This window comes from Neorhizobium sp. BT27B, from assembly GCF_050455485.1.
Lineage (GTDB): Bacteria > Pseudomonadota > Alphaproteobacteria > Rhizobiales > Rhizobiaceae > Neorhizobium.
The window spans coordinates 206,443-233,317 of sequence record NZ_JBCIYT010000004.1 but is presented as its reverse complement, the minus strand read 5'-3'; the positions used below and the strand labels follow the sequence as shown (position 1 = coordinate 233,317).

At 59.2% G+C, this 26,875-nt stretch carries 27 protein-coding genes and 1 pseudogene; 16 read left to right on the top strand and 12 right to left on the bottom strand.

Annotation, left to right across the window (positions count from 1 at the left end; all coding sequences use genetic code 11):
- Both cysD and AAIH70_RS12865 read right to left on the bottom strand, forming a co-directional pair.
- Positions 1-954 carry a sulfate adenylyltransferase subunit CysD gene (cysD, locus tag AAIH70_RS12870; protein ID WP_132275201.1) on the bottom strand — a complete coding sequence of 318 codons (954 nt, stop codon included), beginning with the start codon at positions 952-954 and terminating at the stop codon, positions 1-3.
- 47 nt (positions 955-1,001) lie between these two features.
- Positions 1,002-1,781, bottom strand: coding sequence for a phosphoadenylyl-sulfate reductase (locus tag AAIH70_RS12865; RefSeq protein ID WP_132275204.1), 780 nt, complete (start codon positions 1,779-1,781; stop codon positions 1,002-1,004).
- A gap of 480 nt (positions 1,782-2,261) precedes the next feature.
- On the opposite strand from AAIH70_RS12865, the gene AAIH70_RS12860 reads away from it, so the two are divergent.
- Positions 2,262-2,717, top strand: coding sequence for an RrF2 family transcriptional regulator (locus AAIH70_RS12860; protein WP_132275207.1), 456 nt, complete (start codon positions 2,262-2,264; stop codon positions 2,715-2,717).
- 15 nt (positions 2,718-2,732) lie between these two features.
- Here the strand turns inward: AAIH70_RS12860 and AAIH70_RS12855 are convergent, their stop codons facing one another.
- Together AAIH70_RS12855 and AAIH70_RS12850 are read right to left on the bottom strand one after the other, a co-directional pair.
- Positions 2,733-3,086 carry a helix-turn-helix transcriptional regulator gene (locus AAIH70_RS12855; protein WP_245519188.1) on the bottom strand — a complete coding sequence of 118 codons (354 nt, stop codon included), beginning with the start codon at positions 3,084-3,086 and terminating at the stop codon, positions 2,733-2,735.
- Positions 3,068-3,415 (bottom strand): type II toxin-antitoxin system RelE/ParE family toxin, encoded by a 348-nt coding sequence (locus AAIH70_RS12850; RefSeq protein ID WP_132275209.1) that lies wholly within the window; start codon positions 3,413-3,415, stop codon positions 3,068-3,070. Before AAIH70_RS12850 ends, AAIH70_RS12855 begins: the two co-directional genes overlap by 19 nt.
- A gap of 331 nt (positions 3,416-3,746) precedes the next feature.
- Between AAIH70_RS12850 and AAIH70_RS12845 the strand changes: the two genes are divergently transcribed.
- The 5 genes from AAIH70_RS12845 to AAIH70_RS12825 all read left to right on the top strand — a co-directional run bounded on the left by AAIH70_RS12845 (position 3,747) and on the right by AAIH70_RS12825 (position 9,080).
- The gene (locus AAIH70_RS12845) at positions 3,747-4,784 is read left to right on the top strand and encodes a sulfate ABC transporter substrate-binding protein (protein WP_132275212.1); all 1,038 of its coding nucleotides are present in this window, start codon (positions 3,747-3,749) and stop codon (positions 4,782-4,784) included.
- A 102-nt stretch (positions 4,785-4,886) separates the two neighbouring features.
- Positions 4,887-5,744: a sulfate ABC transporter permease subunit CysT gene (gene cysT, locus AAIH70_RS12840; protein WP_132275215.1), complete on the top strand. Its 858-nt coding sequence runs from the start codon at positions 4,887-4,889 to the stop codon at positions 5,742-5,744.
- Entirely contained in the window at positions 5,737-6,597 is an 861-nt protein-coding gene (cysW, locus tag AAIH70_RS12835; protein ID WP_165932042.1) for a sulfate ABC transporter permease subunit CysW, read from the top strand. The genes cysT and cysW overlap by 8 nt, the downstream gene beginning before the upstream one ends.
- Positions 6,598-6,609: 12 nt before the next feature.
- Positions 6,610-7,647, top strand: coding sequence for a sulfate/molybdate ABC transporter ATP-binding protein (locus AAIH70_RS12830; RefSeq protein WP_132275220.1), 1,038 nt, complete (start codon positions 6,610-6,612; stop codon positions 7,645-7,647).
- Between the two features lie 128 nt (positions 7,648-7,775).
- Complete coding sequence (locus AAIH70_RS12825) at positions 7,776-9,080, top strand: GNAT family N-acetyltransferase (RefSeq protein WP_132275223.1); 1,305 nt, start codon at positions 7,776-7,778, stop codon at positions 9,078-9,080.
- Between the two features lie 6 nt (positions 9,081-9,086).
- On the opposite strand, the pseudogene AAIH70_RS12820 reads toward AAIH70_RS12825, so the two are convergent.
- A pseudogene (locus AAIH70_RS12820) lies at positions 9,087-9,245 on the bottom strand (EamA family transporter); the annotation flags it as partial.
- A 171-nt stretch (positions 9,246-9,416) separates the two neighbouring features.
- Between AAIH70_RS12820 and AAIH70_RS12815 the strand changes: the two are divergent.
- Together AAIH70_RS12815 and AAIH70_RS12810 are read left to right on the top strand one after the other, a co-directional pair.
- The gene (locus AAIH70_RS12815) at positions 9,417-9,698 is read left to right on the top strand and encodes a YlcI/YnfO family protein (protein ID WP_132275225.1); all 282 of its coding nucleotides are present in this window, start codon (positions 9,417-9,419) and stop codon (positions 9,696-9,698) included.
- A complete protein-coding gene (locus AAIH70_RS12810) occupies positions 9,695-9,994 on the top strand; it encodes a type II toxin-antitoxin system RelE/ParE family toxin (RefSeq protein ID WP_132275228.1) in 300 nt (99 codons plus the stop codon). Before AAIH70_RS12815 ends, AAIH70_RS12810 begins: the two co-directional genes overlap by 4 nt.
- A gap of 12 nt (positions 9,995-10,006) precedes the next feature.
- Here the strand turns inward: AAIH70_RS12810 and betA are convergent, their stop codons facing one another.
- The 4 genes from betA to betI all read right to left on the bottom strand — a co-directional run bounded on the left by betA (position 10,007) and on the right by betI (position 15,712).
- Entirely contained in the window at positions 10,007-11,659 is a 1,653-nt protein-coding gene (gene betA, locus AAIH70_RS12805; protein ID WP_132275230.1) for a choline dehydrogenase, read from the bottom strand.
- A 462-nt stretch (positions 11,660-12,121) separates the two neighbouring features.
- Complete coding sequence (gene betB, locus AAIH70_RS12800; protein WP_132275233.1) at positions 12,122-13,585, bottom strand: betaine-aldehyde dehydrogenase; 1,464 nt, start codon at positions 13,583-13,585, stop codon at positions 12,122-12,124.
- Between the two features lie 4 nt (positions 13,586-13,589).
- The gene (gene betC / locus AAIH70_RS12795) at positions 13,590-15,113 is read right to left on the bottom strand and encodes a choline-sulfatase (protein ID WP_132275235.1); all 1,524 of its coding nucleotides are present in this window, start codon (positions 15,111-15,113) and stop codon (positions 13,590-13,592) included.
- A complete protein-coding gene (gene betI / locus AAIH70_RS12790; RefSeq protein WP_132275238.1) occupies positions 15,110-15,712 on the bottom strand; it encodes a transcriptional regulator BetI in 603 nt (200 codons plus the stop codon). Before betI ends, betC begins: the two co-directional genes overlap by 4 nt.
- A gap of 363 nt (positions 15,713-16,075) precedes the next feature.
- On the opposite strand from betI, the gene AAIH70_RS12785 reads away from it, so the two are divergent.
- From AAIH70_RS12785 to AAIH70_RS12775, 3 genes are all read left to right on the top strand, one after another.
- Entirely contained in the window at positions 16,076-17,917 is a 1,842-nt protein-coding gene (locus tag AAIH70_RS12785) for a bifunctional diguanylate cyclase/phosphodiesterase (protein WP_430034308.1), read from the top strand.
- Between the two features lie 65 nt (positions 17,918-17,982).
- Complete coding sequence (locus tag AAIH70_RS12780) at positions 17,983-18,978, top strand: NAD(P)H-quinone oxidoreductase (protein WP_245519190.1); 996 nt, start codon at positions 17,983-17,985, stop codon at positions 18,976-18,978.
- 563 nt (positions 18,979-19,541) lie between these two features.
- Complete coding sequence (locus tag AAIH70_RS12775; protein ID WP_132275246.1) at positions 19,542-19,688, top strand: DUF1127 domain-containing protein; 147 nt, start codon at positions 19,542-19,544, stop codon at positions 19,686-19,688.
- A 74-nt stretch (positions 19,689-19,762) separates the two neighbouring features.
- Here AAIH70_RS12775 and AAIH70_RS12770 read toward each other — a convergent pair whose 3' ends face one another.
- Entirely contained in the window at positions 19,763-20,482 is a 720-nt protein-coding gene (locus AAIH70_RS12770; RefSeq protein WP_430034451.1) for a DUF3750 domain-containing protein, read from the bottom strand.
- Between the two features lie 106 nt (positions 20,483-20,588).
- Between AAIH70_RS12770 and AAIH70_RS12765 the strand changes: the two genes are divergently transcribed.
- Positions 20,589-21,596 (top strand): asparaginase, encoded by a 1,008-nt coding sequence (locus AAIH70_RS12765; protein WP_132275897.1) that lies wholly within the window; start codon positions 20,589-20,591, stop codon positions 21,594-21,596.
- 67 nt (positions 21,597-21,663) lie between these two features.
- A complete protein-coding gene (locus tag AAIH70_RS12760) occupies positions 21,664-22,290 on the top strand; it encodes a glutathione S-transferase family protein (RefSeq protein ID WP_132275252.1) in 627 nt (208 codons plus the stop codon).
- A 50-nt stretch (positions 22,291-22,340) separates the two neighbouring features.
- Here the strand turns inward: AAIH70_RS12760 and AAIH70_RS12755 are convergent, their stop codons facing one another.
- The gene (locus tag AAIH70_RS12755) at positions 22,341-23,000 is read right to left on the bottom strand and encodes a glutathione S-transferase family protein (protein ID WP_132275255.1); all 660 of its coding nucleotides are present in this window, start codon (positions 22,998-23,000) and stop codon (positions 22,341-22,343) included.
- A 140-nt stretch (positions 23,001-23,140) separates the two neighbouring features.
- On the opposite strand from AAIH70_RS12755, the gene AAIH70_RS12750 reads away from it, so the two are divergent.
- Positions 23,141-23,422, top strand: a complete 282-nt coding sequence (locus AAIH70_RS12750) for a ribbon-helix-helix domain-containing protein (RefSeq protein WP_132275258.1) — start codon at positions 23,141-23,143, stop codon at positions 23,420-23,422.
- Positions 23,419-23,715, top strand: a complete 297-nt coding sequence (locus AAIH70_RS12745) for a type II toxin-antitoxin system RelE/ParE family toxin (RefSeq protein WP_132275261.1) — start codon at positions 23,419-23,421, stop codon at positions 23,713-23,715. Before AAIH70_RS12750 ends, AAIH70_RS12745 begins: the two co-directional genes overlap by 4 nt.
- Before the next feature lie 8 nt (positions 23,716-23,723).
- Here the strand turns inward: AAIH70_RS12745 and AAIH70_RS12740 are convergent, their stop codons facing one another.
- Positions 23,724-25,094, bottom strand: coding sequence for a TIGR03808 family TAT-translocated repetitive protein (locus AAIH70_RS12740; protein ID WP_430034304.1), 1,371 nt, complete (start codon positions 25,092-25,094; stop codon positions 23,724-23,726).
- Positions 25,095-25,305: 211 nt separating this feature from the next.
- Here AAIH70_RS12740 and AAIH70_RS12735 point away from each other — a divergent pair, with 211 nt between their 5' ends.
- Positions 25,306-26,841: a diguanylate cyclase domain-containing protein gene (locus AAIH70_RS12735; protein WP_132275267.1), complete on the top strand. Its 1,536-nt coding sequence runs from the start codon at positions 25,306-25,308 to the stop codon at positions 26,839-26,841.
- Positions 26,842-26,875: the final 34 nt, after the last annotated feature.

Below are 26,875 nucleotides of genomic sequence, written 5' to 3'. Positions count from 1 at the left end.
TCAAAAATATCCTTCGCGCTTCTTCTTTTCCATGGAGCCCGACTGGTCGCGATCGATGGCGCGGCCCTGACGTTCGGAAACGGTGGCGATTTCCAGTTCGGCGATAACCTCATCGAGATTGGATGCGGTCGAGCGGATGGCGCCGGTCAGCGGGAAGCAGCCGAGCGTGCGGAAGCGGATCGAACCGTGTTTCACCTCTTCGCCGGGCAACAATTCCAGTCGCGGGTCTTCGGCCAAAATCATCATGCCGTCGCGCTCCACGTAAGGGCGCTCTGCGGCGTAATAGAGCGGCACGAGAGGGATGTCTTCCGCCTGTATGTAGCGCCAGATATCCACTTCGGTCCAGTTCGACAGCGGGAAGGCGCGCACGCTTTCACCCTTGCGGATCATGCCGTTATAGACATTCCACAGTTCCGGGCGCTGGTTGCGCGGGTCCCATTTGTGGTCGGGCGTGCGGAAGGAATAGATGCGCTCCTTGGCGCGGCTCGCTTCCTCGTCGCGGCGGGCACCGCCGAAAGCGGCATCGTAACCGCCGGCATCCAGTGCCTGCTTCAAGGCTTCCGTCTTCATCACGTCGGTATAGAAGGCCGATCCATGGGTGAATGGCGTAATGCCTTCTTCCTTGCCGCGCGTGTTGGTGTGCACGACGAGGTCGAGATCGTATTCTTCGGCGATGCGATCGCGGAACTCGATCATCTCCTTGAACTTCCACGTCGTGTCGACATGCAGAAGCGGAAAAGGCACGCGGCCGGGAAAGAATGCCTTTCGCGCCAGATGCAGCAGGACGGATGAATCCTTGCCGATCGAATAGAGCATGACCGGGTTATCGAACTCGGCCGCGACCTCGCGAAAGATATGGATGGCTTCGTTTTCGAGGGCCTTCAGATGCGGATCGAGCGGTGGTCTGGAAACGGGCGGGTTCTTGATTTCCGTTTCCTGTACGGACAGGGGCATTTCGGTCTCCGGGGTATTCGTACAAACACAAGAGTTTGGCGTGACCGTCAGCGGACGGAATTTGCCGTGAAACTGGCCTGGGAAACAGGCTGAGCGTCGTTTTCGGTTGCCTGAACATCAGGTACATGCAGACCGCATTCGCGCTTTTCGTCGTTTTCCCACCACCATCGCCCGGCGCGTTCTGGTTCGCCGGGCTTGATGGCGCGGGTACAGGGCTCGCAGCCGATCGAGGGATAACCGCGGGCATGCAGCGGATTGACGGGGATCGCCTCTGCCGAGACATGCGCCTTGATCGTCTCGATGTCCCAGTCGGCCAGCGGATTGACCTTGAGCAGACCGCGCTCGGCATCGAACTCCACGAACGGTGTCGTCGCGCGGTTGCCGGACTGGCCGCGGCGCAGGCCGGTGATCCAGACTTCGGCGCCGGACAGTGCCTTGGCCAGCGGGATCAGCTTCCTGACATGACAGCAGGCATGACGGGCTTCGACGCTGTCGTAGAAGCCGTTCAACCCAAACTTTTCGGCATAGGCGTCGATATCGTCCTGCTCGGGATAGAAACGCTCGATTGCTATATCGTAGCGCTCCTCCGTCTCGGCGATCAGGTCGACGGTTTCCTTGAACAGGCGACCGGTTTCCAGCGTCGAGACATTGATGGGCAGGCGATGGGTGCCGATGGCAGCGGTGATCACCTGGTCCTCGATGCCGAGAGACGTGGTGAACACGGCACGACCGAGCGTTGCCGCGAGCGAAAGACGGCCGGCAAGGTCGAGATCTGCAAATTGGCTATCGAGAGAGGCAATCTCCGCGGAGGCGGCATGAACTGACATGACTACATTCCGTTTTCAGTGATCGGATTATCCTTGTCGAAGAGCCGATTGACCAGAAAAACGGGTTTCAACCTGAGCGAAGGTTGAGCAAATATCTCTCCAAACGCATGAACGCGGAGAAAACTGGCTCATATGCCCGAAAATCCGGGGATTTGTCGTGTTTCACGCCGGTTTGTGCGCGTGTCGCATGGGGGATGGAATGCTGTCTCGCCAGCGACGTTCGTGACCCCTGTGGCGGGTCGATCGGCAGAAGCCTTCACGAAAGGCGTCTCCACGTTAATCAACGTCAGTAATATTTACTCGCTGCGGCGCGGCATTCGTTTGTAATCGTTTATCATTTGGGCTAGGCAGAAGGTGTCGCACGTCAAACGTGTTTTGGCGGCGCCGGAGCCTCTTAAGATCACCTCCGCGAATTCTCGAAACTGAGATCTTCCGCGTTTCGCCGCTTTTGGCGGGGCGTGAGGATATGATGGTCGCGTTATGATATCGCAGAAAGCGAAATATGCGCTGAGAGCGCTGGCCGCACTCGCGCAGGCTCGCCCTGAAGAGCCGATGATGATCTCCGAGATTGCCCTGCAGCAGAGCATCCCGAAGAAATTCCTCGAGCAGATTTTGCTCGACCTCAAGCGTTCTGGCATGGTCGAAAGCCGGCGTGGCAAGCAGGGCGGTTATCTGCTGCTGAAGGCGGCAAACGACATCACCTTCGGCGAGGTCCTGCGTCTGGTCGACGGCCCGATCGCGCCGCTGCCCTGCCTGTCGCAGACAGCCTACCGCAAATGCGAGGATTGCGACGGTGAGCACTTGTGCGAAATCCGCCACGTCTTTGCCCGTGTCGCCGATGCCACCCGCGATGTTCTGTTCAACACCACGATCGCCGATGCGGTCGAAGGGGCAGCAGTCGCCAAGGCGCCGGTGCGGGAACTGCTGACGGCGTGAAGCACGGAAGCCGTGTCAGGGCTTGTCGGATCGTCTGATGTAAACCCTTGGATCGAAATCCACCCTCTGCGTATTTCCATCAGGGGTTTTCAGGACGAGTTCGACGCTCCCACCCATCGAATGCACGTAGCGCACGATCGATGACACCAGCACGTCATCGGCGTGCTCGATTTTCGAGATGGTATTTTGGGTCATCGCGGCCTTTTGGGCCAGTTCCTGCTGCGTAAGGCCGGTCGCTTTTCGCAGTTCTGCAAGCGCGTTGCCCATACGACGAGCTTCGCGTTTTGCATCGAGTTCCGCTCTCACATCCTGCGGCAATTCTGCGCGCAAATCTTTCCAGTCGGTACCCGTCATCTTCTTCCCAGCCATGAATCGAACCTCATATCGGCTTTGGCGATCAGCTTTTTGTAGAAAAGGTCCTCGTTCATGCCCTGCTTGTCGCCGCCGCATAAAATGATCGCAGATTGATCAGGATCGAAGGCAAAGGCGAAACGCCAGATTTCCCGCCCGAACCGGACGCGGATTTCCTTCATGTTAGCATGCCTGGAGCCATTGAACGTGTCCACCTCCGGGCGGCCGAGAAATGGCCCGCTGTCTTCAAGATGGTCCAAAACTTCGCCGGTAATCTTTTTCAGTTCCATCACCAGCTGTTTCCACTCAGGCACAAAGTCATCGTGAAATATCACCCGATAAGGCATGTCTCTTCCATTTATATCTTTAAAGATATTTGATCAAGATATCCGCACTTAGCCGCAGAGTGGTTTGGTTGGACTGGAGGCATGATCGATTAGGCCGAAGAGCGGTGCCGAACAACCATGGAATTCGAGGGAAAAAGCAGTTTCTGTCCGAACTCCCTTTCCGTCCCATGGCCTTTTCCCAATGCGACCATTCTGTGCATTAGCCCTCTCGCCACGCATTCTTTGTCGCCTGAACCCGCTCAAGGGAAACAGTTTTGCCTTCTTTTTGCCGCGAATTGACTAACTCGACCTGACCGCTAGTGTTTAGCCACCAGAACACAGGAGAGACCTCATGCTGAATTTTACCGATGGAATTGGAAAGCGACTGCTGGCTGTCGCCCTCGGCGTGACGCTCGCTGCCGGAAGCGTGGCACCGGCCTTCGCGGCCTCCCAGCTCCTCAACGTGTCCTATGATCCGACCCGCGAGCTCTACAAGGATTTCAACGCCGCCTTCATCAAGCACTGGAAGGCAGAGGGCGGTGATGATGTCACCATCCGCCAGTCGCATGGCGGCTCCGGTGCGCAGGCGCGCTCCGTCATCGATGGTCTCGATGCCGATGTCGTGACGCTGGCGCTCGAAAGCGATATCAACGCCATCCAGAAGACCGGCAAGATCAAGGAAGACTGGCGCACCCGCCTTCCCAACAATGCTTCGCCCTACACATCGACGATCGTCTTCCTTGTCCGCAAGGGCAATCCGAAGGGCATCAAGAACTGGGGCGATCTCGTAAAGGGTGACGTGCAGATCGTCACGCCGAACCCGAAAACCTCTGGCGGCGCCCGCTGGAACTATCTTGCTGCCTGGGCCTGGGCCAATGAAGAGTTCAAGGGCGACCAGGACAAGATCAAGGCTTACATCGCCGATCTCTACAAGCGTGCGCCTGTACTCGACACCGGTGCTCGCGGCTCGACGGTCACCTTCGCACAGCGCCAGATCGGCGACGTTCTGCTTGCCTGGGAAAACGAGGCCTACCTCGCCGGTGAGGAATTCGGCAAGGACGCGTTCGATATCGTCGTGCCGCCGATCTCCATCCTCGCCGAGCCGCCGGTCTCCGTCGTCGACAGCGTCGTTGATGCCAAGGGCACCCGCAAGGTGGCGGAAGCCTACCTGCAGTATCTCTACTCGGACGAAGGCCAGAACATCGCGGCCAAACACTTCTATCGCCCGTCGAAGCGCGAGGTCGTGAAGCCTGAACTCCTGAAGCAGCTGCCGGATATCAAGCTCGTCACCATCGACGATCCGCTGTTCGGCGGCTGGAAGAAGGCGCAGCCGGAACATTTCGGTGATGGCGGTATCTTCGACCAGATCTACAAGCCCGGCGCCAAGTAATCCCACCCCTTGAACTTGGCCAAGTGACACTGACGGCACGGTGCGGTAGTTTTATCCGCACCGTTGCCATGTTGGGCCTGTATCTCGAACCCGGAAGCAAGCATGACCGCATCCGCCACCGCTTCGAAGGCGGGCTGGAGAGTAAAGCAGCCGAGCATCATACCGGGGTTCGGTCTGACACTCGGCTTTTCGCTCGCCTACCTGTCGCTGATCATTCTCATTCCTATCGCCGGCCTGCTCTGGCGCACGGCCGAACTCGGCTGGTCCGGCTTCCTCGCCATCCTCATGGATGAGCGCACCATCCGCGCCCTTTACGTCTCGTTCGGCACTGCTTTTGCGGCGGCCCTGATCAATGTCGTGTTCGGCACGCTGCTGGCCTGGGTGCTCACCCGTTACCGTTTTCCCGGCCGCCGGCTGATCGATGCCATGGTCGACCTGCCGTTTGCGCTGCCGACGGCTGTAGCCGGCATCGCCTTCGCCTCTCTTTATGCGCCGAATGGCTGGGTCGGTTCGTTGTTCATGCCGTTCCGCATTGCCTACACGCCTTATGGCATCGTCATCGCGTTGATCTTCATCGGCCTGCCCTTCGTGGTGCGCACGGTGCAGCCGATCATGGAAGAGATCGACCGTGAGGTGGAAGAGGCCGCCGCAACGCTCGGCGCCAATCGTTTCCAGACCATTTTTCAGGTCCTGCTGCCGGGCCTGACGCCTGCGATCCTGACAGGCTTCGCGCTCGCCTTCGCACGCGGCGTCGGTGAATACGGCTCGGTCATCTTCATCGCCGGAAATATTCCTTACGTTTCGGAAATCGCGCCGCTTCTGATCGTCATCCGGCTGGAAGAGTTCAACTATGCGGGCGCAACAGCCATCGCCACGATCATGCTGCTGATCTCTTTTGCCATGCTTCTGGTGATCAATCTTATCCAGGCCTGGAGCCGTGGGAGGTATGGCAATGCGTGATAACCGCCGCGCGTCCTTCCGCAATCCCGCCGATGAAAGCCTCGTCACCAAAGTCCTGCTCGTTGCGCTGACCTTGGTTTTCCTCGCCTTCTTTCTCTTCCTACCGCTGGTCTCGGTTTTCGTCGAGGCGTTCCGCGATGGTTGGGGCGCTTACGAGGAAGCCCTGATCGAGCCCGATGCCTGGGCGGCCATTCGGCTGACGCTGACGGTCGCTGCCATCGCGGTACCGCTCAACGTCGTTTTCGGCGTGGCGGCAGCGTGGGCAATCGCCAAGTTCGAATTCAAGGGCAAGGCTTTTCTGATCACCCTGATCGACCTGCCTTTCTCCATCTCCCCGGTCATTTCCGGCCTCGTCTATGTTCTGCTGTTCGGAAGTGCTAGCCTGCTGGGGCCGTGGCTGAAAAGTTATGGTATCGAGATCCTGTTTGCCGTGCCCGGCATCGTGCTCGCCACCGTCTTCGTCACTTTTCCCTTCGTGGCGCGCGAACTCATCCCGCTCATGCAGGACCAGGGCACCGGCGACGAGGAAGCGGCGCTGTCGCTTGGCGCCTCCGGCTGGCAGACCTTCTGGTACGTGACGCTGCCCAATATCAAATGGGGCCTGCTCTACGGCGTGCTGCTGTGTAATGCCCGCGCCATGGGCGAGTTCGGGGCGGTGTCGGTCGTCTCTGGCCGTATCCGCGGCCTCACCAACACCATGCCGCTGCATGTCGAAATCCTCTATAATGAGTACAACATGGTCGCGGCTTTCGCGGTGGCATCGCTGCTCGCGCTTCTGGCGCTCGTCACCCTCGCATTGAAAACCTTTCTCGAACTTCGGTTCGGTGCCGGCGCCGCCGGCGGCAGACATTAAAAGGCCGATCGCATGGAAGTTCGCATCAACAATATCCGCAAGGAATTCGACCGTTTTGCCGCGCTGAACGAGGTGTCGCTCGATATCGCGTCCGGCGAACTGATCGCCCTGCTCGGTCCATCCGGCTCCGGCAAGACCACGCTTCTGCGCCTGATCGCCGGCCTGGATTTCCCGACCGACGGCCAAATCTTCTTCGGGGAAGAGGATGCCTCGCATAGCAGCGTGCAGGAGCGCAATGTCGGTTTCGTGTTCCAGCATTACGCGCTGTTCCGCCACATGACGGTGGCCGAAAACATCGGTTTCGGTCTGAAAGTGCGCCCTTCGGCCACGCGCCCCCCCAAGGCCGAAATCCGCAAAAAGGTCTCCGACCTGCTGGACATGGTGCAGCTGTCCGGCTTGGAAAACCGCTATCCGAACCAGCTCTCCGGCGGCCAGCGCCAGCGCGTCGCGCTTGCCCGCGCCATGGCCATCGAACCACGTATCCTTTTGCTCGACGAACCTTTTGGCGCGCTTGATGCGAAGGTCCGCAAGGAGTTGCGCCGCTGGCTGCGCGAATTCCATGATCGCACCGGCCACACAACCGTCTTCGTCACCCACGATCAGGAAGAGGCGCTGGAACTCGCGGATCGCGTCGTGGTCATGAGCCAGGGCAAGATCGAGCAGGTCGGCTCGGCCGATGATGTCTATGACCGGCCGCAATCGCCCTTCGTGTTTTCGTTCATTGGCGAATCCTCACATCTGCCGGTCGAAGTGAAGGATGGCACGGTGCTGTTCCAGGGTGAGCCGGTTGGTCTTTCGGAAAGCGCCGATACCGCCGGTGACCTGTTCTTCCGCCCGGAAGATGTGACGCTGACCGATGAAGCGCATGCGCTGTCGGGCAAGGTGACCGCCTCTCGCCGGCTTGCCGGAACGCGTATCGCCGAGATCGACATCGCCAATAATGGCCATGCGCCCTTTCACGTGGAAATCGAGGTGCCGTTGCATGCGCCGATCGAACTCGGTTCGGAAGCACGTTTCCGCCCGACGCGATGGAAGATCTTTTCGAAATGAATTGAAATGGAGGCGGGTCGGGCAGGCCGAAAAATCTGTCTCCCGCCTCTCTTCCACCTGAACGCATAAGCTTCGGTAAATGAAACTTCGCTAAAGAAAGCCTGGATTGTCTTTCTAACAGGTTCCAGATGGCGCAGAGTGCCCCTAATTCCGCTGTTGTGTCTGCGGTGCGTGATACGCATGCGATCGCGACACAATCCGCGGGAAAACCGCAGCGACTGCAGGATCCCAGCCTGCCTGTCTTCTTTCTGCTCGTCGCTGCGACGGCGCTGTTGGCGACAGTTCTGCTGGTCGATGGCAACCTGTTTACGCGCGGCTGGCAATTTTTGATGTCATGGCTTTTAGGTGAAACGGATCAGATGCATCTCGCAACGCTTTCTTTTGCCAGCGGCTGGACCGGCCGGCGCCTGAAAACCGCAAAAACTGACGATATCACGCCCTCGCGCGAGGAAATCGATCGCGCCATCGCGCTTCTCGACAGCCAGCCCAATGCCAGCGCCGGCCTCGTGCGGCTGGGTGACAAGAACGTGCTGTTTTCCGATTGCGGCAACGCCTTCATCATGTATGCCCGCCAGGGCCGTTCGCTTGTCGCCCTATTCGATCCGGTCGGACCCAGCGAGCTCTGGCCCGACCTGCTGCAAAAATTCATCGCAGCCGCCCGCAGGCAACGGTGCCGTCCGGTCTTCTATCAGGTCTCCACCGAGTTTCTGCCGCATGCCTTCGATAGCGGCCTGCGCCCCTACAAGCTTGGCGAACAGGCGGTGGTGGATCTCACGCGTTTTGATCTGAAGGGTGGCGCCTGGCTAAAACTTCGCCGCTCGATCAACCGTGCCGAACGCGATGGTCTGGAATTTTCGATGTTGCCGGTCGAGCAGGTGCCGGATGTCATCGACGAACTTTTATCCGTCTCGCGCACATGGCTTGCGGCCCACAATGCTTCCGAAAAAGGCTTTTCACTGGGCACGTTCGATCCCGCCTATGTGAAGGCCGGCCCGGTTGCCGTCATCCGCATCGAGGGGCGCATCGTCGCTTTCGCCAGCATTCTCGAAGCCGGCCAGCATGGCGATGCCTTCATCGATCTCATGCGCCATATTCCAGATACCCATCGCGGCATGATGGATCTTCTGTTCGTGCGCATCATGGAGCATATGAAAGCGCGCGGTTTTCGCACGCTCAACCTCGGCATGGCGCCGCTGGCCGGTCTTGTCGACCATCGCTACGCGCCGCTCTGGAACCATTTTGGTCGGCAGGTTTTCCAGTTCGGCGAGCGGTTCTACAATTTCCGTGGCGTGCAGGCTTTCAAGTCGAAATTCGATCCGGTCTGGCAGCCGCGTTATCTGGTGGTCGCCGGTCGTCGCGGCATGCCGATGGCATCGCTTTACGATGTCACAATGCTGATCGGCGGCGGTCTCAAGGGTGTTTTCCGCCGATAAAACCAATCAGCCGCGATAGGCAACAAGCACCGCACCGGCTGCAATGAAGCAGACGCCGAGCCAGTTCGGCAGAGACAGCTTTTCGCCCAGAAAGGTGACGCCGAACACGGCGACCAGCACGACGCTCATCTTGTCGATCGGTGCCACGCGGACACCACCGCCCAGAATTGCCAGCTCAGAAGCATGGGTTGCTGCCTGTTCGAATCTCTAATGCTCTCCCGCCGTAGACCCTAGCGCAGTCAGGCATAGCGCGTAAGGCGATTGGACCTCGACCGTTGACGACAGGGCTGCCCGGTGCAATCATGCATCGCAATTGCAACGCATGAGGTGATGCCGATGAAAACCGCCACCATTCCATCGCTGCGCGTGGATCCTGAATTGCGCGCTGCTGCTGAAAGTGTGTTGAAAGAGGGCGAGACGCTGTCTGCTTTCGTCGAGGCTTCGGTAAAGCAGCAGGTTTACATCCGCAAAACGCAGGCGGAGTTCATTGCGCGCGGGCTGGCTTCACTGGCTGAAGCGGAGCGGACAGGCGTCTATTACAGTTCGGAAGACGTGCATGCGATGCTGCGCGAAAAGCTCGAAAGAGCCAGGAAGCGCAAGGCCGCGCAGTCCAAATGACGTTTCGGCTTAAATATACGGCGGATTTTTACGAGGATTTGGATCGCATAACCGAATTCTTGATCGAGCACGATCCTGACCTTGCCGAGCGCGCAATCATCGCGATCGATAAAGCCCTAACAATTCTCGAGGATTTTCCTTTGATTGCCAGAGCAGTGTCGGCTGACGAGCCAATGCTCCGTGAACTGGTAATCCCTTTCGGCTCTTCGGGTTACGTCGTTCTTTTTCGTATTGACGGCAAGGATGTCATTTCCGTCGCCGCCATCCGCCACCAGCGCGAAGACGACTATCACTGACGCTGAGCCCAGCTACCGATCGCTCACACCCGCACGCGGGTTGACCCAAGGCTCCTGATTGCTGCGGGGCAGGGGCGTTCTTCCCAAAATATGATCCGCTGCCTTCTCGCCCGTCATGATCGATGGGCCGTTGAGATTGCCGTAGGTCACATGCGGAAAGATCGAACTGTCGGCCACTCGCAACCCCTCGACGCCAATCACCCGGCATTGCGGATCGACCACCGCCATCGGGTCGTCGGCACGGCCCATGCGGCAGGTGCCGCAGGGGTGGTAGGCGCTTTCCAGATGGTGCCGCAGAAAGGCGTCGATTTCTTCATCCGATTGCACGGCCTCGCCCGGCTGGATTTCCGGGCCGCGATAATCGTCGAACGCTTTCTGGGCAAAGATATCGCGGGTGAGACGCACGCAATGGCGAAACTTTTCCCAGTCTTCTGGATGGCTCATATAGTTGAAGCGGATGACCGGATCATCTTTTGGATCGGACGAGCGCAGCGTCACGTTGCCGCGCGATTTCGACAGATTGTAGCCGACATGGACCTGGAAACCATGGCTCTTGGCCGCCGCCTTGCCGTCATAGGAAATGGCGACGGGCAGGAAATGGAACTGGATATCCGGCTGCTTCAAACCGGCTTCCGAACGCAGAAAGGCGCAGGCCTCGAACTGGTTGGAGGCGCCAAGCCCGCCCTTTGTCATCAGCCATTGTGCGCCGGCCACGCCCTGCCAGAACCACGGCAGCCACGAATAAAGAGAAACCGGCTTGGTCGAGACCTGCTGGAAATAAAATTCCATATGGTCCTGCAGATTGGCGCCGACCCCCGGCCGGTCCGCTTTCACCTCGATACCCATGTCTTTCAGGTGCTGCGCCGGCCCGATGCCCGACAGCATCAGCAGCTTTGGTGAGTTGAAAGACGATGCGGCTACGATCACCTCGCGGTTGGCCCTGATCACCTCCGTCACGCCGCGACGGGAAATTTCGACGCCGATGGCGCGTCCGTTCTCGATCACCACCCGGTTGGCGAAACCGGTGACGAGCTCAACGTTTTTCCGCTTCATCGCCGGCCGTAGATAGGCATTGGCGGCAGACCAGCGGCTACCATTGTGAATGGTCTGCTCCATCAGCCCAAAACCTTCCTGTTTCGAGCCGTTATAGTCGTCGGTCGTCTCGAACCCGGCCTGCGCCCCCGCCTTGATGAAGGCATGGAACAGCGGATTGGTCACCGGCCCGCGCCGCACATGCAAAGGCCCATCGGTGCCGCGCCATCCGGCCTCGCCGCCATGGCTGTGCTCCATGCGCTTGAAATAGGGCAGCACATCCGCATAAGCCCAGCCGGACGCGCCCAGCTCCTCCCAGCGATCGTAATCCTCCGCATGGCCGCGCACGTAGACGAGGCCATTGATCGAGGACGAGCCACCGAGAACCTTTCCACGCGGTGCAGTAATCCTGCGGTTGTCGAGGTGCGGCTCGGGCTCGGAAAGATAACCCCAGTTGTAACGTTTCATGCTCATCGGCCAGGCGAGAGCGCCGGGCATCTGGATGAACGGCCCGATATCGGAACCGCCGGCCTCAATGACGATCACCGAATTTTTGCCGTCCTCCGACAGGCGGTAAGCCATGGCGGACCCCGCCGAACCGGAACCGATGATGACGAAATCTGCCTGCTGCATGAATATCCCCTAGGGTAATCGAATAGGCGTTTGGGTGATTTGGAACTGAATGCGGCTCTTGTTAGGTTTTGATGTTCTATGATTTCATGGCGGCAGAGACTGGACGAGGCGTATCGATGGGTGCCAGGAATTTCACCAAAAATATTCTCGCCAAACTTGCTCGTCGCGAGAGTGAAAGGCTGGCTCAAGAACGTGCTCGTGAACGGTTCAGCGAAGGTATCTCCAACATTTACCGAGACCGCCGTGAACGCCACCAACCTCGCTCTCGATATATGACAAGACAAGCTCGCAAAGGTGTGGTTGCTGTTGGAGCGTTTTTTGGACTTCTCGTACACTTACGCTCCGGGCTAAACATGATACTTTGCATTTCTGTTTTCGGCGTTTGCGCTCTATTGATCTTCGAGCGCTGGAGGCAGGTGAAGCGCGCACGCGACGCTCACTTCGACTAGCGCTGTTTCGCTCTCAATACGGCGCGTCCACCTTGCCCATGCCTACATAAACCGTCTTCAGTTCGGAATAATGCTCCAGCGCGGCCAGCGAGTTTTCGCGCCCGAAACCGGACTGCTTCGAGCCGCCGAAGGGAATTTCCACCGGGCAGAGATTGTAGGTGTTGATCCACAGGGTGCCGGCATCCAGCTGATCCACCACCCGATGCCCGCGCGTCAGATCGGCGGTGAACACGCCCGCTGCCAGGCCAAATTCTGTCGTGTTGGCGCGAGAAATCACCTCGGCTTCGTCGTCGAAATCCAGCACGCACATGACCGGCCCAAAAATCTCCTCGCGGGCGATTGTCATCTCGTCGGTCACATCGGCAAACACGGTCGGCTGGATGTAATACCCTTCGCCGGTGACATGGTTCGGTAATCCGCCGCCGGTGATGAGCGTCGCACCTTCCGCTTTGCCCTTGTCGATATAGGAGAGCACTTTCTGGCGCTGCTCGAAGGAGACCATCGGCCCCATCTGGGTCGCCTCGTCCAGCGGTTCGCCGATGACGATGTTTTCCGTGCGCACCTTCAGTTTTGCCAGAAACTCCTGCTTGATCGCCTTCTGTACGAACACACGCGTGCCGTTGGAGCAGACCTGTCCGGTCGAATAGAAATTGCCGAGCATGGCGCCGCCGACGGCTGAGTCGAGATCGGCATCGTCGAACACGATCAGCGGCGATTTTCCGCCTAGCTCCATCGTCACATGTTTCAGGTTTCCGGCAGCCGCTGCCGCCACCTTGCGGCCGGTCGGCACTGAGCCGGTCAGCGACACTTTTGCAACGTCGGGATGCTGCACCAGCAAAGGCCCGGTCGAGCGGTCCCCCTGGATGACATTGAACAGACCCTTTGGCAGCCCTGCTTCAATCAGGATTTCTGCGATCTTCAAGGCACCGAGCGGCGTGTTTTCCGATGGCTTGAACACCATGGCATTGCCGGCGGCGAGCGCCGGTGCCGCCTTCCAGCAGGCGATCTGCTGCGGATAGTTCCAGGCGCCGATGCCGACGCAGACACCGAGCGGCACACGCTTGGTATAAGCAAAATCGCCACCCAGCGGAATGTAATCGCCATTCAGCCCGGCCGCGATCACGCCGCCGAAAAATTCAAAACTGTCGGCGCCCGATGTCGGGTCGGCGACGATGGTTTCCTGAATGGGTTTGCCGGTATCGAGCGTTTCCAGTTGCGAAAGCTCACGGTTGCGTTCGCGGATCAGGTCGGCGGCCCGGCGCAGGATACGGCCGCGTGCGGTCGGGCTCAAAGCCGCCCATTCCGGCTGCGCCCGTTTGGCGGCGGCAATCGCCTGTTCAACGATCGCGGGCGTTGCCGCATGCAGCCGGGCAATCACCTCTCCGGTGGCCGGGTACAGGCTTTCGAAGGCGGTGCCTTCGGTGTCTTCCACATAGTCGCCATCGATAAAGTGGCTGGCAATGGGTTGTGCGCGCATAAAATCATTCTCCTCGCGGGTAACGCTTGGAATCCTCGAGATTGTCGAGATTCATGTGGTTGCGCATATAGCGCTCGGATGCCTTTTGCAGAGGCTGGTGGTCCCAGGGGTAATAGGCGCCGTTGCGCAGCGCCTCATAAACCACCCAGCGGCGCGCCTGGCTTTCGCGCACGGCGGCGTCGAAGGCGCCCATGTCCCAGCGCTCCTCGCGTTTTTTGCGGAATTTTGCCACCACCTCGGCAAAGTCCGGGTTTCCCGCGAGGTTGGTCAGTTCCTGCGGGTCGCTGTCGAGATCGAACAAAAGGTCGGGGTCGAGCGTGCAGTGAACATATTTCCACTTGCCCTCGCGGATACCCACAAGCGGCGCATAGGAGGCTTCAGCGGCATATTCCATCAGAACAGGATTTTTGCGGACGCCGCCATCGATGACAGGCCGCAAACTCTCGCCATCCGTCCACGGCGCGATCTCGTCCATGGAAATACCGGCGAGGTCGCAGAGCGTCGGGGTGACATCGAGATTGGAGACCGGAGCGAGATGAAGGGCAGGGACAACGCCCGGTCCCGCAATCATCAGCGGCACGCGCGCAGACCCTTCAAAGAAGTTCATCTTGAACCACAGGCCGCGCTCGCCCAGCATGTCGCCATGGTCGGAGCAGAACAGGATCAGCGTGTCGTCCAGCTGGCGCGTGCGGGTCAGCGTGTCGATCAACTCGCCGACCTTTTCGTCGATATAGGAAATATTGGCGAAATAGGCTTGTCGCGAGCGGCGGACGTTGTCGTCGCTAATGGCGAAGCTCGCATAATCGCAGGATTTCAGGATGCGCGCCGAATGCGGATCCTGCTCCTCCAGCATGCCGACGTCCGGCATCAGGTGTTCGCAGTCGTTATAAAGATCCCAGAATTTTTTCCGCGCCACATAAGGGTCATGCGGATGCGTGAACGACACGGTCAGTGCCCAGGGCCGGCGCTCGGCATCGTCGCGCTCGCGGGAGAGATGGTAGATCTTCTGGTTGGCGAGGAAGGCGACCTCGTCGTCATATTCCATCTGGTTGGTGATTTCGGCGACGCCCGCGCCGGTCACCGATCCCATATTATGATACCACCAGTCGATGCGTTCGCCCGGCTTGCGATAGTCCGGCGTCCAGCCGAAGTCGGCCGGGTAGATGTCGGTGGTCAGCCGTTCCTCGAAACCATGCATCTGGTCCGGTCCGACAAAATGCATTTTTCCCGAAAGTGCGGTGTAATAACCGGCGCGGCGAAGATGGTGTGCATAGGTCGGGATGGAGGACACATATTCGGCGGCGTTGTCGTAAACCCGCGTGCGGCTCGGCAACTGCCCGGCCATGAAGGAAGCGCGGGCGGGCGCGCAAAGCGGTGACGAGGTGTAATTGTTGACGAACCGGGCCGAACGAGCGGCCAGCGCCTTCAGGTGCGGCGCATGCAGCCAGTCGGCCGGGCCGTCGGGAAAAAAAGTCCCATTCAGCTGGTCGACCATGATGATGAGAATGTTCGGGCGGGTCTGGCTCACGGCGTATCGGTGTCCTTCAGAAAGGGCTTGAGCTGCATGTCGATATAATCTTCGGTGAGCCCGATCGGTGCCGCATGTTGAAGCGGTGCGGCGTTCAGGCTCTGGCGGATATACAAGCCATCGATCATCGCCGCCACGCCTTCGGCAATCTTCGCCGCATCGTCCGGCGGGCACAGATGCTTGAGCGCATGCATGAGATTGGAGCGCAGCCGTCGCGTATAGATCACCAGCAGGCGGCGTACCTCGTCGGACCGTTGCGCTTCGACATAAAAGGCCAGCCACGCCGCCACCGTCTCGGCATCGAACTGATCGGCATGGAAGGACACGCGGATGATGGCCGACAGTCTTGCACGCGGCGTATCCGTGCTCCGCAGCGCCGCGACCAGATCGGCGCGCAGCCGTGTGAGCAGCGCCTGAATGGTGGCGATCACCAGCTGCTGCTTGCTGCCGAAATAATGATGCGCCAGTGCCGCCGAAACACCGGCCTCACGGGCGATTTCCGACATGGTCACGTCCAGCGAGCCATGGCTGCCGATCGTGCGCAACGCGGCATCGACAAGCGCCTTTCGGCGCAATGGCTCCATCCCGATCCGTGGCATCCGGCCTCCCGTTTTGCGAAAAGTCTATTTTTGATTGAGTGATCAATCAATATCCGGACGCGACATTTGTTGTTGTGTTTGGCGCGGTGAGGACTGATGTCACAAAGAGGTTCCGCATGTGCGTGCACTTCTCCGGGTTCATAATGCCGTAAACCACGAGCAGGGATGTGGCGCGAACGCAGATGCTTGGCCTCCGTCAAGTCCCTGAGCCATTTTAGAGAATCCTAGAATACCCTTTGAATAAAAACGGTTTTTACTGTCACAAAAGCTTCATAAAACCTTCATGTAAGGCTAAGCCATTCTTGACCATTTGCTGCGACCGTCCGGCCAGATTATTTTAGTGGTAATGCAGTGGAGATGCCGATGTCGGCAGCGACGTCACTCGAACCGGATATGTTCCGGCGTTATGCCAATGACCAGCTGGTCACGCTCGGCAAACTCGTTCTTGAAAATGCCTTCCAGCCCATTGTCGAGGTCGGCACCGGTACCGTTTTCGGTTATGAATCGCTGATGCGCGGTTGCGATCGGCTCGGGTTCGAAACGCCTTTGCAATTGCTCGATCAGGCGGCCGATACCGGGCAGCTTCTGCCGCTCGAGCAGATGATGGCCAGCCGCGCGCTTGCCAAATTCGCCACGCTGCCGGATTTTGCCTCCGCCACGCTGTTCCTCAATCTCGATGTCCGCCTCATTCAGCATGGTGAGGAATTTGTCGAAAAGCTCATCCAGCATTTGCGCAATGCGCATGTGCCGCCGTCTTCCGTCTGTTTTGAACTGTCGGAACGGTTCGACAATACCAGCGTGCCGGAATTCGCGACGCTGATGACCACCATGCGCAAGGCCGGTTTCAAGATCGCCATCGACGATTTCGGCGTCGGCCATAGCGAAATGAAGCTGCTCAGCGATTATCAGGTCGATTACCTGAAGATCGACCGCCATTTCATCGCCGGTTTCGACAAGAGTTCCCGCAAGCGTCATCTGGTCAAGAACATCGTCAGCATCGCCCATGTGCTGGGCGTGCGGGTCATCGCCGAAGGCGTGGAAACCGAAGCGGAATTCCTGTCCTGCCGCGAACTCGGCGTCGATCTCATTCAGGGCTGGTTCGTCGCCAAGCCCACCACCTTCATCAACGAGCTGCAGCCGTCCTTCGCGCATCTGGCCGATCTTGGTCGCACACGCCGCACCACCCAGTCGCTCGACGAAATCCTGATCCGCAAGCAGATCGAACGCCTGCCGACCGTTTACGAGCACGAATCCATCGACAGCGTTTTTGAACTGTTTCGCCGCAATCCGCGCCAGCCGTTCTTTCCGGTACTGAACGCCAATGGCGAGCCGCGCGGCATCATCCACGAATACCACCTGAAGGAATTCATCTACCAGCCGTTCGGCCGCGATCTGCTGAAGAACAAGGTTTATGAGCGCACGATCTCGCATTTCGTCGATCACGCCCCGACTGTCGGCCTCGATGCCAATGCCGAGCGGCTGATGTCGATCTTTGCCAATATGGATGGCAGCGATTGTGTCATCCTCACCGAAAACATGCGCTATGCCGGTATCGTGTCGGCGGCCTCGCTGATCAAGATCATCAATGAAAAGCGCCTGAAAAGCGCGCAGGACCAGAACCCGCTCACCGGCCTGCCGGGCAATCTCGCCATCCGCGATTTCATGCAGAGCGCCGGCCGCGACGACGAGCAGACGCGTTTCTTCTGTTATTGCGACTTCGACAACTTCAAGCCGTTCAACGACCATTACGGCTTTCAGATCGGCGACCATGCCATCTCGCTGTTTGCGGCGCTGATGAAGCGGTATTTCTTCTCCGAAGGTGATTTCCTAGGCCATGTCGGCGGCGATGATTTTTTCATCGGTGTCAGTGGCTGGACGATCGACGAGATCTCCGAGATTCTCGAGCGGCTGCTGAGCGATTTCCACGATGATGCCGTGCAGTTCTATTCACCGCAGGAACGCGCCGAAGGCCGCATCAAGGGCCATGACCGTTCGGGCATGGAGCGGTTTTTCCCGCTGCTGCGCTGCTCGATCGGTGCCATCGAACTGCCGGAAGGCCTGCTGCTCGATGATGTCGGTCGCGTCAGCGCCGAAATCGCCGCCATCAAGGCCTCGTCCAAGGAAAGTGAAGGCGGGCTGGTGTTCCGCGTGTTCGGTGGCGGTGAGCCGGACCTGCTCTCGACACTGCGCGGGGGAGCGACGTAACGCCACCTTCCCATATTTCAGTGACTGCTCTAATTCGGTGGTCGAGATGAATGGGAGAGCCTCCGATGCTGCCGAACCAGATGCGCTATATCGACTTGCCCTCCTTTGGTGGGCCCGAAGTCATGACCATTGCGACCGGGCCTCTGCCCGTCGCCCGCGCCGGTGAAATTCTCGTCAAGGTCGAGGCCGCAGGCGTCAACCGCCCGGATGTGCAGCAACGCAAGGGCGCCTATCCGCCGCCGAAGGATGCCAGCCCCATTCTCGGCCTGGAAATTGCCGGCGAAGTGGTGAGCGTCGGTGAAGGCGTTTCCGAATTCAAGGTCGGCGACAAGGTCTGCGCGCTCGCCAATGGCGGTGCCTATGCTGAGTATTGCGCGGTGCCTGCCGGTCAGGCGCTACCGTGGCCCAAGGAATATGATGCCGTCAAGGCCGCAGCGCTCTGCGAAACCTTCTTCACCGTCTGGGCCAACCTTTTCCAGATGGCGGGCCTCACCGAAGGCGAAAGCGTCCTCATCCATGGCGGCTCCAGCGGCATCGGCACGACGGCGATCCAGCTCGCCAAGGCTTTTGGCGCCACCGTCTACACCACGGTCGGCACGGAAGAAAAACGCATCGCCTGCGAAAAGCTCGGCGCCAAGCGGGCGATCAACTACAAGACGGAAGACTTTGCCGAAGTGGTGAAGGCCGAAACCGATGGCGCCGGCGTCGATGCCGTGCTGGACATGATCGGCGCCGACTATCTGGAAAAGAACCTTTCGGTTCTGGCCAAGGATGGCTGCCTATCGATCATCGCCTTCCTCGGCGGCAATGTCGCCGAAAAGGTCAATCTGGCACCGATCATGGTCAAGCGCCTGACCGTGACCGGCTCGACCATGCGCCCGCGCACGGCCGAAGAAAAACGCGCCATCCGCGATGATCTCAAAAGCCAGGTCTGGCCGCTTCTGGAAGCCGGCACCGTCGCCCCAGTCATCCATTCCGTACTGCCGTTCGATCAGGTGGCAGAAGCGCACCGGCTGATGGAAACCAGCAGCCATATCGGCAAGATCGTGCTGACGGTCTGATGTTCTTCGCAAGGGAAAATCGGGGAGCCTGAAGGAACGATCATCCTCAGGCTCGCGAATGCTAAGCCTAGCCGGCTCATTTTGCAACGCACATATATTCGCATCGCGTTACATAACTTGCCTTGCAGTGCACGCGGTTCGCACCTACCTTTTAATCATCATCAACGTAGTGAAAGGAAGGTGGTCCAATGTCTAATGAGATTTCGGTCTGTGTTACGGGCAATGGAAAGGTGGCGGTTTTGACGGGGCAGCCCTCGAACTGAACCACATCTTCCTTCGGACCGCAGCGATGCGGCCCGGGTTCGTTAAACCGGACCAAACCTCATGGAAGGGTCGCGCAAGCGGCCCTTTTTGCATTTCCGCATCGGCTTCTTCTCCTCTCTATGCAAACTTCACGGCATTCATTGATCTCCCGCAAGCACACCCATGCAAATATGCATGGGTGAGGTGATTATTGCGCGCTTTCAGTGCATCTTTTTCGGGCGTATATAAGGGTCATCGAAGACAAGAGAGCGCCAATCACCGGCAGCTAGGCTTCGAAAACCCACGGAAAGGGGATCATCATGAACGTCGTACGCACACTGAACAACTGGCGCAAATTCCGTCAGACCGTAACTGAGCTGGGCCGTATGTCCCCGCGCGAACTGGAAGACCTCGGCATCGAGCGTCACAATATCCGCCGCTTCGCAGGCACGGCCAACGGCCTCTAAGCCAAAATACTTTCAAGACCGTTCAACGCCCGCTCGTCCGCGGGAGTTTTGCGTTTCGTGCATGGCTCATGCGGCTATATACCGATCCGGCCGATGGCCGGCACCTTGATGCCCGGATCGTTTATGTCGATGCCGGCCACGAGCCCCAGAAAATGCAGTTCGAAGCCGCTGCGCATTCCGGCGGAAAAGCCGAGCAGGCCGCGCAGTGTCACATGCAGATCGCGGCCATCGGCATCGAGATGCCAGAAATCGCCATCCGGCAGATAGTCGCGGCCAACCGCATGCGGTGGTAAGACGGCGCCGAGTTCCGGCACATTGCGCAGCACGTAAGCCACAAAGGTGTTGGAGTTCGGTCCGGGCCAGATCGTATAACCGCCCGGTTCCGAATAGGGATAGGCGGCAATCGCCCCTTCAATCTTGGGGATCAGCAGTTCGGCTTGCGCCCCCTTCGCCTGCACCACCAATTGCGGCGGGTTGGAATACCAGTAGGCATCCGGCGGACGGTGGTTGCGGCGGATCGGGCTGCCCCAGCCGACCTTGTCATAACGAATATAGCCGCTTGCTCCCTTTTCCTTGGTGACGATCCAGGCATGGCTTGCGACGGATCCTTTGAGGCCGCCGGTGGCCGCCGAAAAGATATAGACGGCGGCCTCTTCGCTCTCACCGGCCTCCGGCAAAATGTGGGCGGAGCCCCAATTGGCTTCGCTCCACCGGCCCGGCCGTTCCTTGATCGCCCAGAAACCGGCCGATGCGAAGGTCGGCAACAGATATACGACGAAGATCAAAAGCAACATTCGCTTCAGATATTTCACCTAGTCTCCCCATCCGTTAGTGGAGTATGCGGATTTCAACAGTTCGTCCGCTCCGGGAGGATGACAGCAGCAAATGAGCGAGAGAGAAATGCAAAACCCCGTTACCGTCGAAGTCACCCGCGGCGATCGTGTCGAAAGTGTTCATCGCGGCCTGGCAGCCATTGTCGATGGCGATGGCAAGGTTGTGTTCTCCATGGGCGATATCGATTCTGCGGTTTTCCCGCGTTCGGCCTGCAAGGCCATGCAGGCGCTGCCGCTGATCGAAAGCGGTGCGGCCGATGCCTTTGGCCTGACCAACCGCGAGCTCGCACTCGCCTGCTCGTCGCATTCCGGCGAGGATGGCCATGTGGAAACGGCGGCCGGCATGCTGGCCAAGGCCGGTCATGATCTTTCCGTGCTCGAATGTGGTGCTCACTGGTCGAGTGATCAGCAGACGCTGATCCATCAGGCCCGTACACTGAGCGCACCGACGGCGCTGCACAACAATTGTTCCGGCAAACATTCCGGCTTCATCTGCACCTGCGTTCAGATGGGTTTCGATCCCAAGGGGTATGTCGGTTACGACCATCCGCTGCAGGCGGAAATTCGCGGAGTGATGGAAAATCTGACGGGCGCCGCGCTGGGCCATGAAAACTGCGGCACCGATGGCTGCTCGATCCCGACTTACGCCGCGCCGCTGAAAGGTCTTGCACACGGTTTTGCAAAAATGCTGACCGGCAATGGCCTCGGTGCCGAGCGCGCCAAGGCATCAAAACGTCTGTTCGATGCCTGCATGGCCGAGCCGTTTTACGTTGCCGGCACCAACCGCGCCTGCACGAAACTGATGGCGCTTGCGCCGGGTCGCATCTTTGCCAAGACCGGTGCGGAGGGCGTGTTCGTTGCCGCCCTGCCGGAAAAGGGTGTGGCGATCGCCACGAAATGCGAGGACGGCACCACACGCGCCGCTGAAGCCATGGTGTTTGCGCTGATTGCCCGCTGCCTCGACAAGAGCGACCCGCTGCGTGAGCAGCTCATGAGCATGGCCAACCGGCCGATGAAGAACTGGAACGGCATCCATGTCGGCGATGTGCGTGTGACCGACGCGCTGTTTGCCTGATCGCATGTGACGGCTTCTGCTCCTGTTGTGGCGGTGCTAAAACCATCGCGACAACAGGAGGGTTTTCATGTTCACGCTTCATCTTTCGCCGGGCGCCTGCTCACGCGCCAGCCATATCGCGCTGGCCGAGTCCGGGCTTGCCTATACGCTGAAACGGGTGAAGTTTGCGGAAGCTGAGCAACGCTCTGAAGCATTCCTGAAGGTCAATCCCAAGGGGCGGGTGCCGGCCTTGGAAACCGAGCATGGCGTTCTGACGGAAAACGTCGCCATCCTTGCCTATATTGCAGACACTGCCTCGAAAGCCGGTGCCTTGCTTGCGCCGGCGGATCCGTTCGCCTTTGCCCGCATGCAGGCCTTCAATGCCTATCTGGCATCCACGGTCCATGTCGCCCACGCTCATGGCCGCCGCGGCGCCCGTTGGGCCGATCAGGCTTCCTCGCATGCGGACATGCTGGCAAGGGTGCCGGGAAACATGCGCGACGGTTTCCGCCTGATCGAGGATGAGTTTCTCGCCGGCCCCTATGCCATGGGGGAGCAATATACCGTCGCGGACGCCTATCTGTTCGTGATGTCCGGCTGGTTGAAAAGCGACAATGTCGATATCGCCGAATTCCCGCGGGTCGCCGAGCATTTCGTCCGGATCGGTGCGCGGCCGGCGGTCAAGCGCGCACTGGAGGAAGAGGCGTCGCTTTGACGCCGCTTCTTTTCAGCCAACAGAATGCTGCAATCTAGCCCGGACAGACTCTAGGCCGGTTCCTTGTTGCGTGCATCCCACATGGCCTTGAAGCCCGGTCGGCTCTGGCATCTTTCCAGCCATGCCTTCAGCGCCGGGCGATCGTCCAGAAGCGGCGCGTGGCCCTGACCATAACGAACGCATTCGGCCACATTGATATCGGCAACCGTAAAGCGCTCGCCGACCATGAAGCTGTTGCTTGAAAGATGCTTTTCGAGCACGTCGAATGGCCGTTTCAGGCGACGTGCCGCGACGTCGATCACCGTCCTGCCTTCTTCGCTCTCCTGCTGCCCGCGGGCAATCGTGCCGGAAATATCCAGAGCCGGGGTTTCGATGCTGGTTGCGGCAAACAGCGACCATTGCACCGTCAGCGCTTCTTCGTCGATGTCCTTCGGGCCGAGATCGCCACCATATTTGCGTGCGATATAGATGCTGATGGCAAGCGATTCATGCAGAACAAAACCATCGTCATCCATTGAAGGGATCGAACCCATCGGGTTGACGGCCAGAAAATCCGGCGAAAGCGTGTTGAGTGGCGCTTCCGGCTGCAATGGCTCGCTGATGCGATAGGCCTGGATGACCGGGGCGAGGCGAAAGGGAAGGTCGAGTTCGGTGAGGAGCCAGAGCGGGCGCGTGGCGCGCGAGCGATAGACACCATAGATCGTCAGCATGCGAATCCTCCATGATTGCAGATGCTCAAGCTATGGGGCCAATGCCGCCAGGGGAAGATCAATCGGCGTGCGCAAACCATGAAATCTTGCGATGGTTTCGATATCGAGATGCGATATGATGGGCCTGACAGGAGAGCGCCATGAGCAAGATGCAGTCCATTACTGTAAGTCTTCCGATGGATATTGCGGAGCAGTTGCACGAGAAGGTTTCTTCCGGCGAGTATGCGACGGAGAGTGAGGCCGTCACCGAAGGCCTCAGGGAGCTGTTCGCCGAGGATCCGGCGATCCAAAAATGGATCGAGGACGACGTTCTACCCACCTTTGACCGTCTGCAGGCGGGAACTGAAAAGACGTTTACCGTGGATGAAGTTCGGGAGCGCCTTAATGCCCGTATGGAAGCATTGGTCGCCAAACACGCATGACGCACAAGGTGTTGTTCTCTGAAGCCGCGGATAATGACATTGCCGAGATAACGGCCTATCTGCTCCCCCTGGCAGGGGTGCGTGTAACGGATAGGTATGTGAAGCGCCTGCTGGACTATTGTCAGTCGCTCAACCTGTTTCCAAATCGAGGCGTAGCGATAGATGCGCGGTCTGGTCTCAGGCTGCTTGGATATCGCAAGCAAGCGACGATCGCCTTTTCTGTCGAGGGAGGATGCGTCACAATTGTCAGGATATTTCACCACGGCCGAAACATCGATTTCGACCTGGAGTGAGAGGGCGCCTACACCACCCTGTTGCCCATCACGGTCAGTTGCGGAAAGCCGGCTGCCTCCAGCGCCAGTTCGCGGCTGGCGACATCATGCCAGCGATAACCGATCACGCCGCCGCCCGGAACCTGCGCGAACAGGTTGTTGGTGATCACCGCACTGCCGGCACCTTCGGCCACCGAGACGGCACATCCGGTCTTTGCCTGCCGCACCACGTTTCCGGTAACGACGACATTGCGCAGATATGGTCCCCAGCCGAGAAGCAGCCCGAAACGCGGCGCGTTTTCAATGACGTTTCCCGACACCGCCGTATCCGCCTCCACGCTGATCCCGAGCCCGAAGAATGTATCGGACTGTTCGTAAGGCGCGGTCAGTGAGAGGTTGCGCACGACATTGCCGCTGACGGTTGCCAACCGGCCGCCCTCATTGAAATTGACGATCGAAATGCCGTTTGCGGCGCCATCCACCACATTGCCGTTGACGATAGCGCCTTCGAAACCGAATTCGGAATAGATGGCCGTCTCCCCGGATGCCAGGCACTGGTTGCCGGCGATCTGGACGTTCGACCCGGCATTCGACCGGATCGCAGAAAAGGCGGAACGGGCAATGTGGTTGCCGGTCACCTGCACATTGTCGGCGCGGTAGATGTTGATGGCATTGCCGTATTTTCCGGTGCCGCCGTTGGTGGCGCGCGTGCCGGTTATCCGGTTGCCGCTCACAAGCGTGCCGTCCGGCCCTTTGGTCCAGCGATGCACCAGAATGCCGCCATTTCCGCAATCGGTTACCGTATTGTTGGTGATGGCAAGACCGTTGCTTTCGATGGCAAGCAGGGCGTAGTCGGCAGCGTCGGCAATGCGGCACCGGTCGATCCGGCCCCCACACCGTTCCAGCTGGATGCCGGTCTTCGCCGAACCCAGGATCTCGCAATTGTCGATAATGACGTCGCCGACGTTGCGCATATGGACGATGGCTGCCGCGTTTTCGCCAAGCCCACGACCGGCGCCATCAAGCACGAGGTTGGACATCTCGATGCGGCGTGCACCGTCAGCGCGGAAAAGATGACCGCCGCCACCATACACAAGCCGTGTGGCGCCGCTGACGCCATGAAGCCGGGTGCCGTCCGGCAGGTTCATATTGGCGATGTTGTAAGTACCGGGCGGCAGAAAGACCGGCTGGTTGCTGCCGGCAGCTTTGGCGATGATCGAGGCCAGCTTTCTGCCCTGATCGTTAGCAACGCCGGGCGCCAGTCCCTCCGACCCGGCGTTGAGGCCGCCGCGCAGGTCTGCGGAGCCGATAACCGGTGGTGATGCAGCCATGGCGATTCGCCCACCCAGCATTCCGCCGGCTGCAGCCAGCGTCACGGCAAGCGCCTTTCTGCGAGACATTACTAAATTTGGGTTCATAACTTCCCGCCCGATCTCCGGCTGCCGTTTTCCGTATCAGTTCGATACACCCATAGGCCGATATTAAATTCGTTAGCCCGCAAAAGTTTCGAAATGTTCCGATCTTCTTAATTAAGGATAAGGACTTGTCGCCCATCATCTTCACGTTGGTGGTGGGACTTCCCGATAAAGATGGGTAGAAGGAGAAGCATGGATGAGCAGTGCCATGTTGCGGGAGGTCGTCTCGGAGGACCATCTCGATGGGCTGGATGAACTCCGCTATCAACTGCTCCGAATTTCCACCTCCGGTGAACTGGATGATGATCAAAGAGAACTTCTGAAGCGTGCGCTCGAAGCCGCCAGCATCCTCGATGATTTTCCTGAATATTTCTATATCAAGGACCGTCGCAGCCGTTATGTTTATGTGAACGCGGCGACAGCTGCGGCCAGCAGCAGTTATGCCAATGGTGGCATGCTCGGCACCACGATCTTCGATCATATCCGGCTGGAAAAGGCCGAAGAAATCTTCATGCTCGAGCAGCAGCTGATGTCGGTCGGAACCGGCGTCGTCGAGCGTGAAGAATTCATCGAAGTGCTGGATCGCGATCCCGTCTGGCTGCTGACCACAAAGACGCCGCTGCATAACGCGGCGGGCGAGGTGATCGGCCTGATCGGCGTGTCGCGCGATATCACCGAGCGGAAACGGCAGGAGGAGTTGCGGCGCTGTCATGCCACGCTTCTGGAAATGATTGCCCGCGGGCAGCCCCTTCCCAAAGTGCTGGATGCGCTGACCCATCTGGTCGAGCAGCAACTGAGTGATGTCTGCGCCTCCGTTCTCCTGATCGAGGAAGGTTCGGACCGGCTGCGCCATGGCGCAGCGCCAAGCCTGCCGGATACCTATGTGAAACTGATCGACGGCATAGAAATCGGCCCCCGTACCGGCTCCTGTGGAACTGCCGCCTGGCGCCAGTCACGTGTCGTCGTCAGTGATATCGAGAATGATCCGCTCTGGCATTCGTTTGCCGATCTGGCGCTTGTCTTCGGTTTTCGCGCCTGCTGGTCCAATCCGATCATGGCGCCCGATGGCGAGGTGCTCGGCACTGTTGCGCTCTATGCCCGTACCGTGCGCGAACCGACCGCTGTGGAACTGGAGCTGATGGCGGTTGCCACCGATATTGCCGGCATTGCCATCGAGCGCGCCCGCAGCGAGGAGCGTATTCGTCACATGGCGCATCACGACGCGCTGACGGGCTTGCCGAACCGCGCTTTGTTCTGGACGCAGTTCAATCGGGTGCTTCTGGAGGCCAAACGGACAAAAGCCAAGGTCACCGTCGCCTATATCGATCTCGACAATTTCAAGCAGATCAATGACCGGTTTGGTCATGCCGCCGGTGATGAAGTGCTGAAAGTGCTGGCGGGCCGCATGGCGGCTTGCGTGCGTGCCAGTGATCTTCTGGTGCGCCTGGGGGGAGACGAATTCGCCATCGTGTTCCCCAACAGCTTTCAGGATGAACCGGGCATCGTTCGCCGTTTGCAGGAATTGCGCATGGCTGTCTCATCTCCCGTGACCGTCGAGGACCATACGATCCGGCCGAGCTGCAGCATGGGTGCGGCGTTCTTCCCGCAGGACGGCGATACGCCGGAAGCGCTGCTGGCGAGCGCCGATCGGGCCATGTACGAGGCCAAGGAACTCGGTCGCGACAGGCTGCGCGTGTCGCATTCGCTGTTGATGGATGGATCGGGGATCTGAAGCGGGCACAATCCTTTGGATAGGTTCGCGGCGC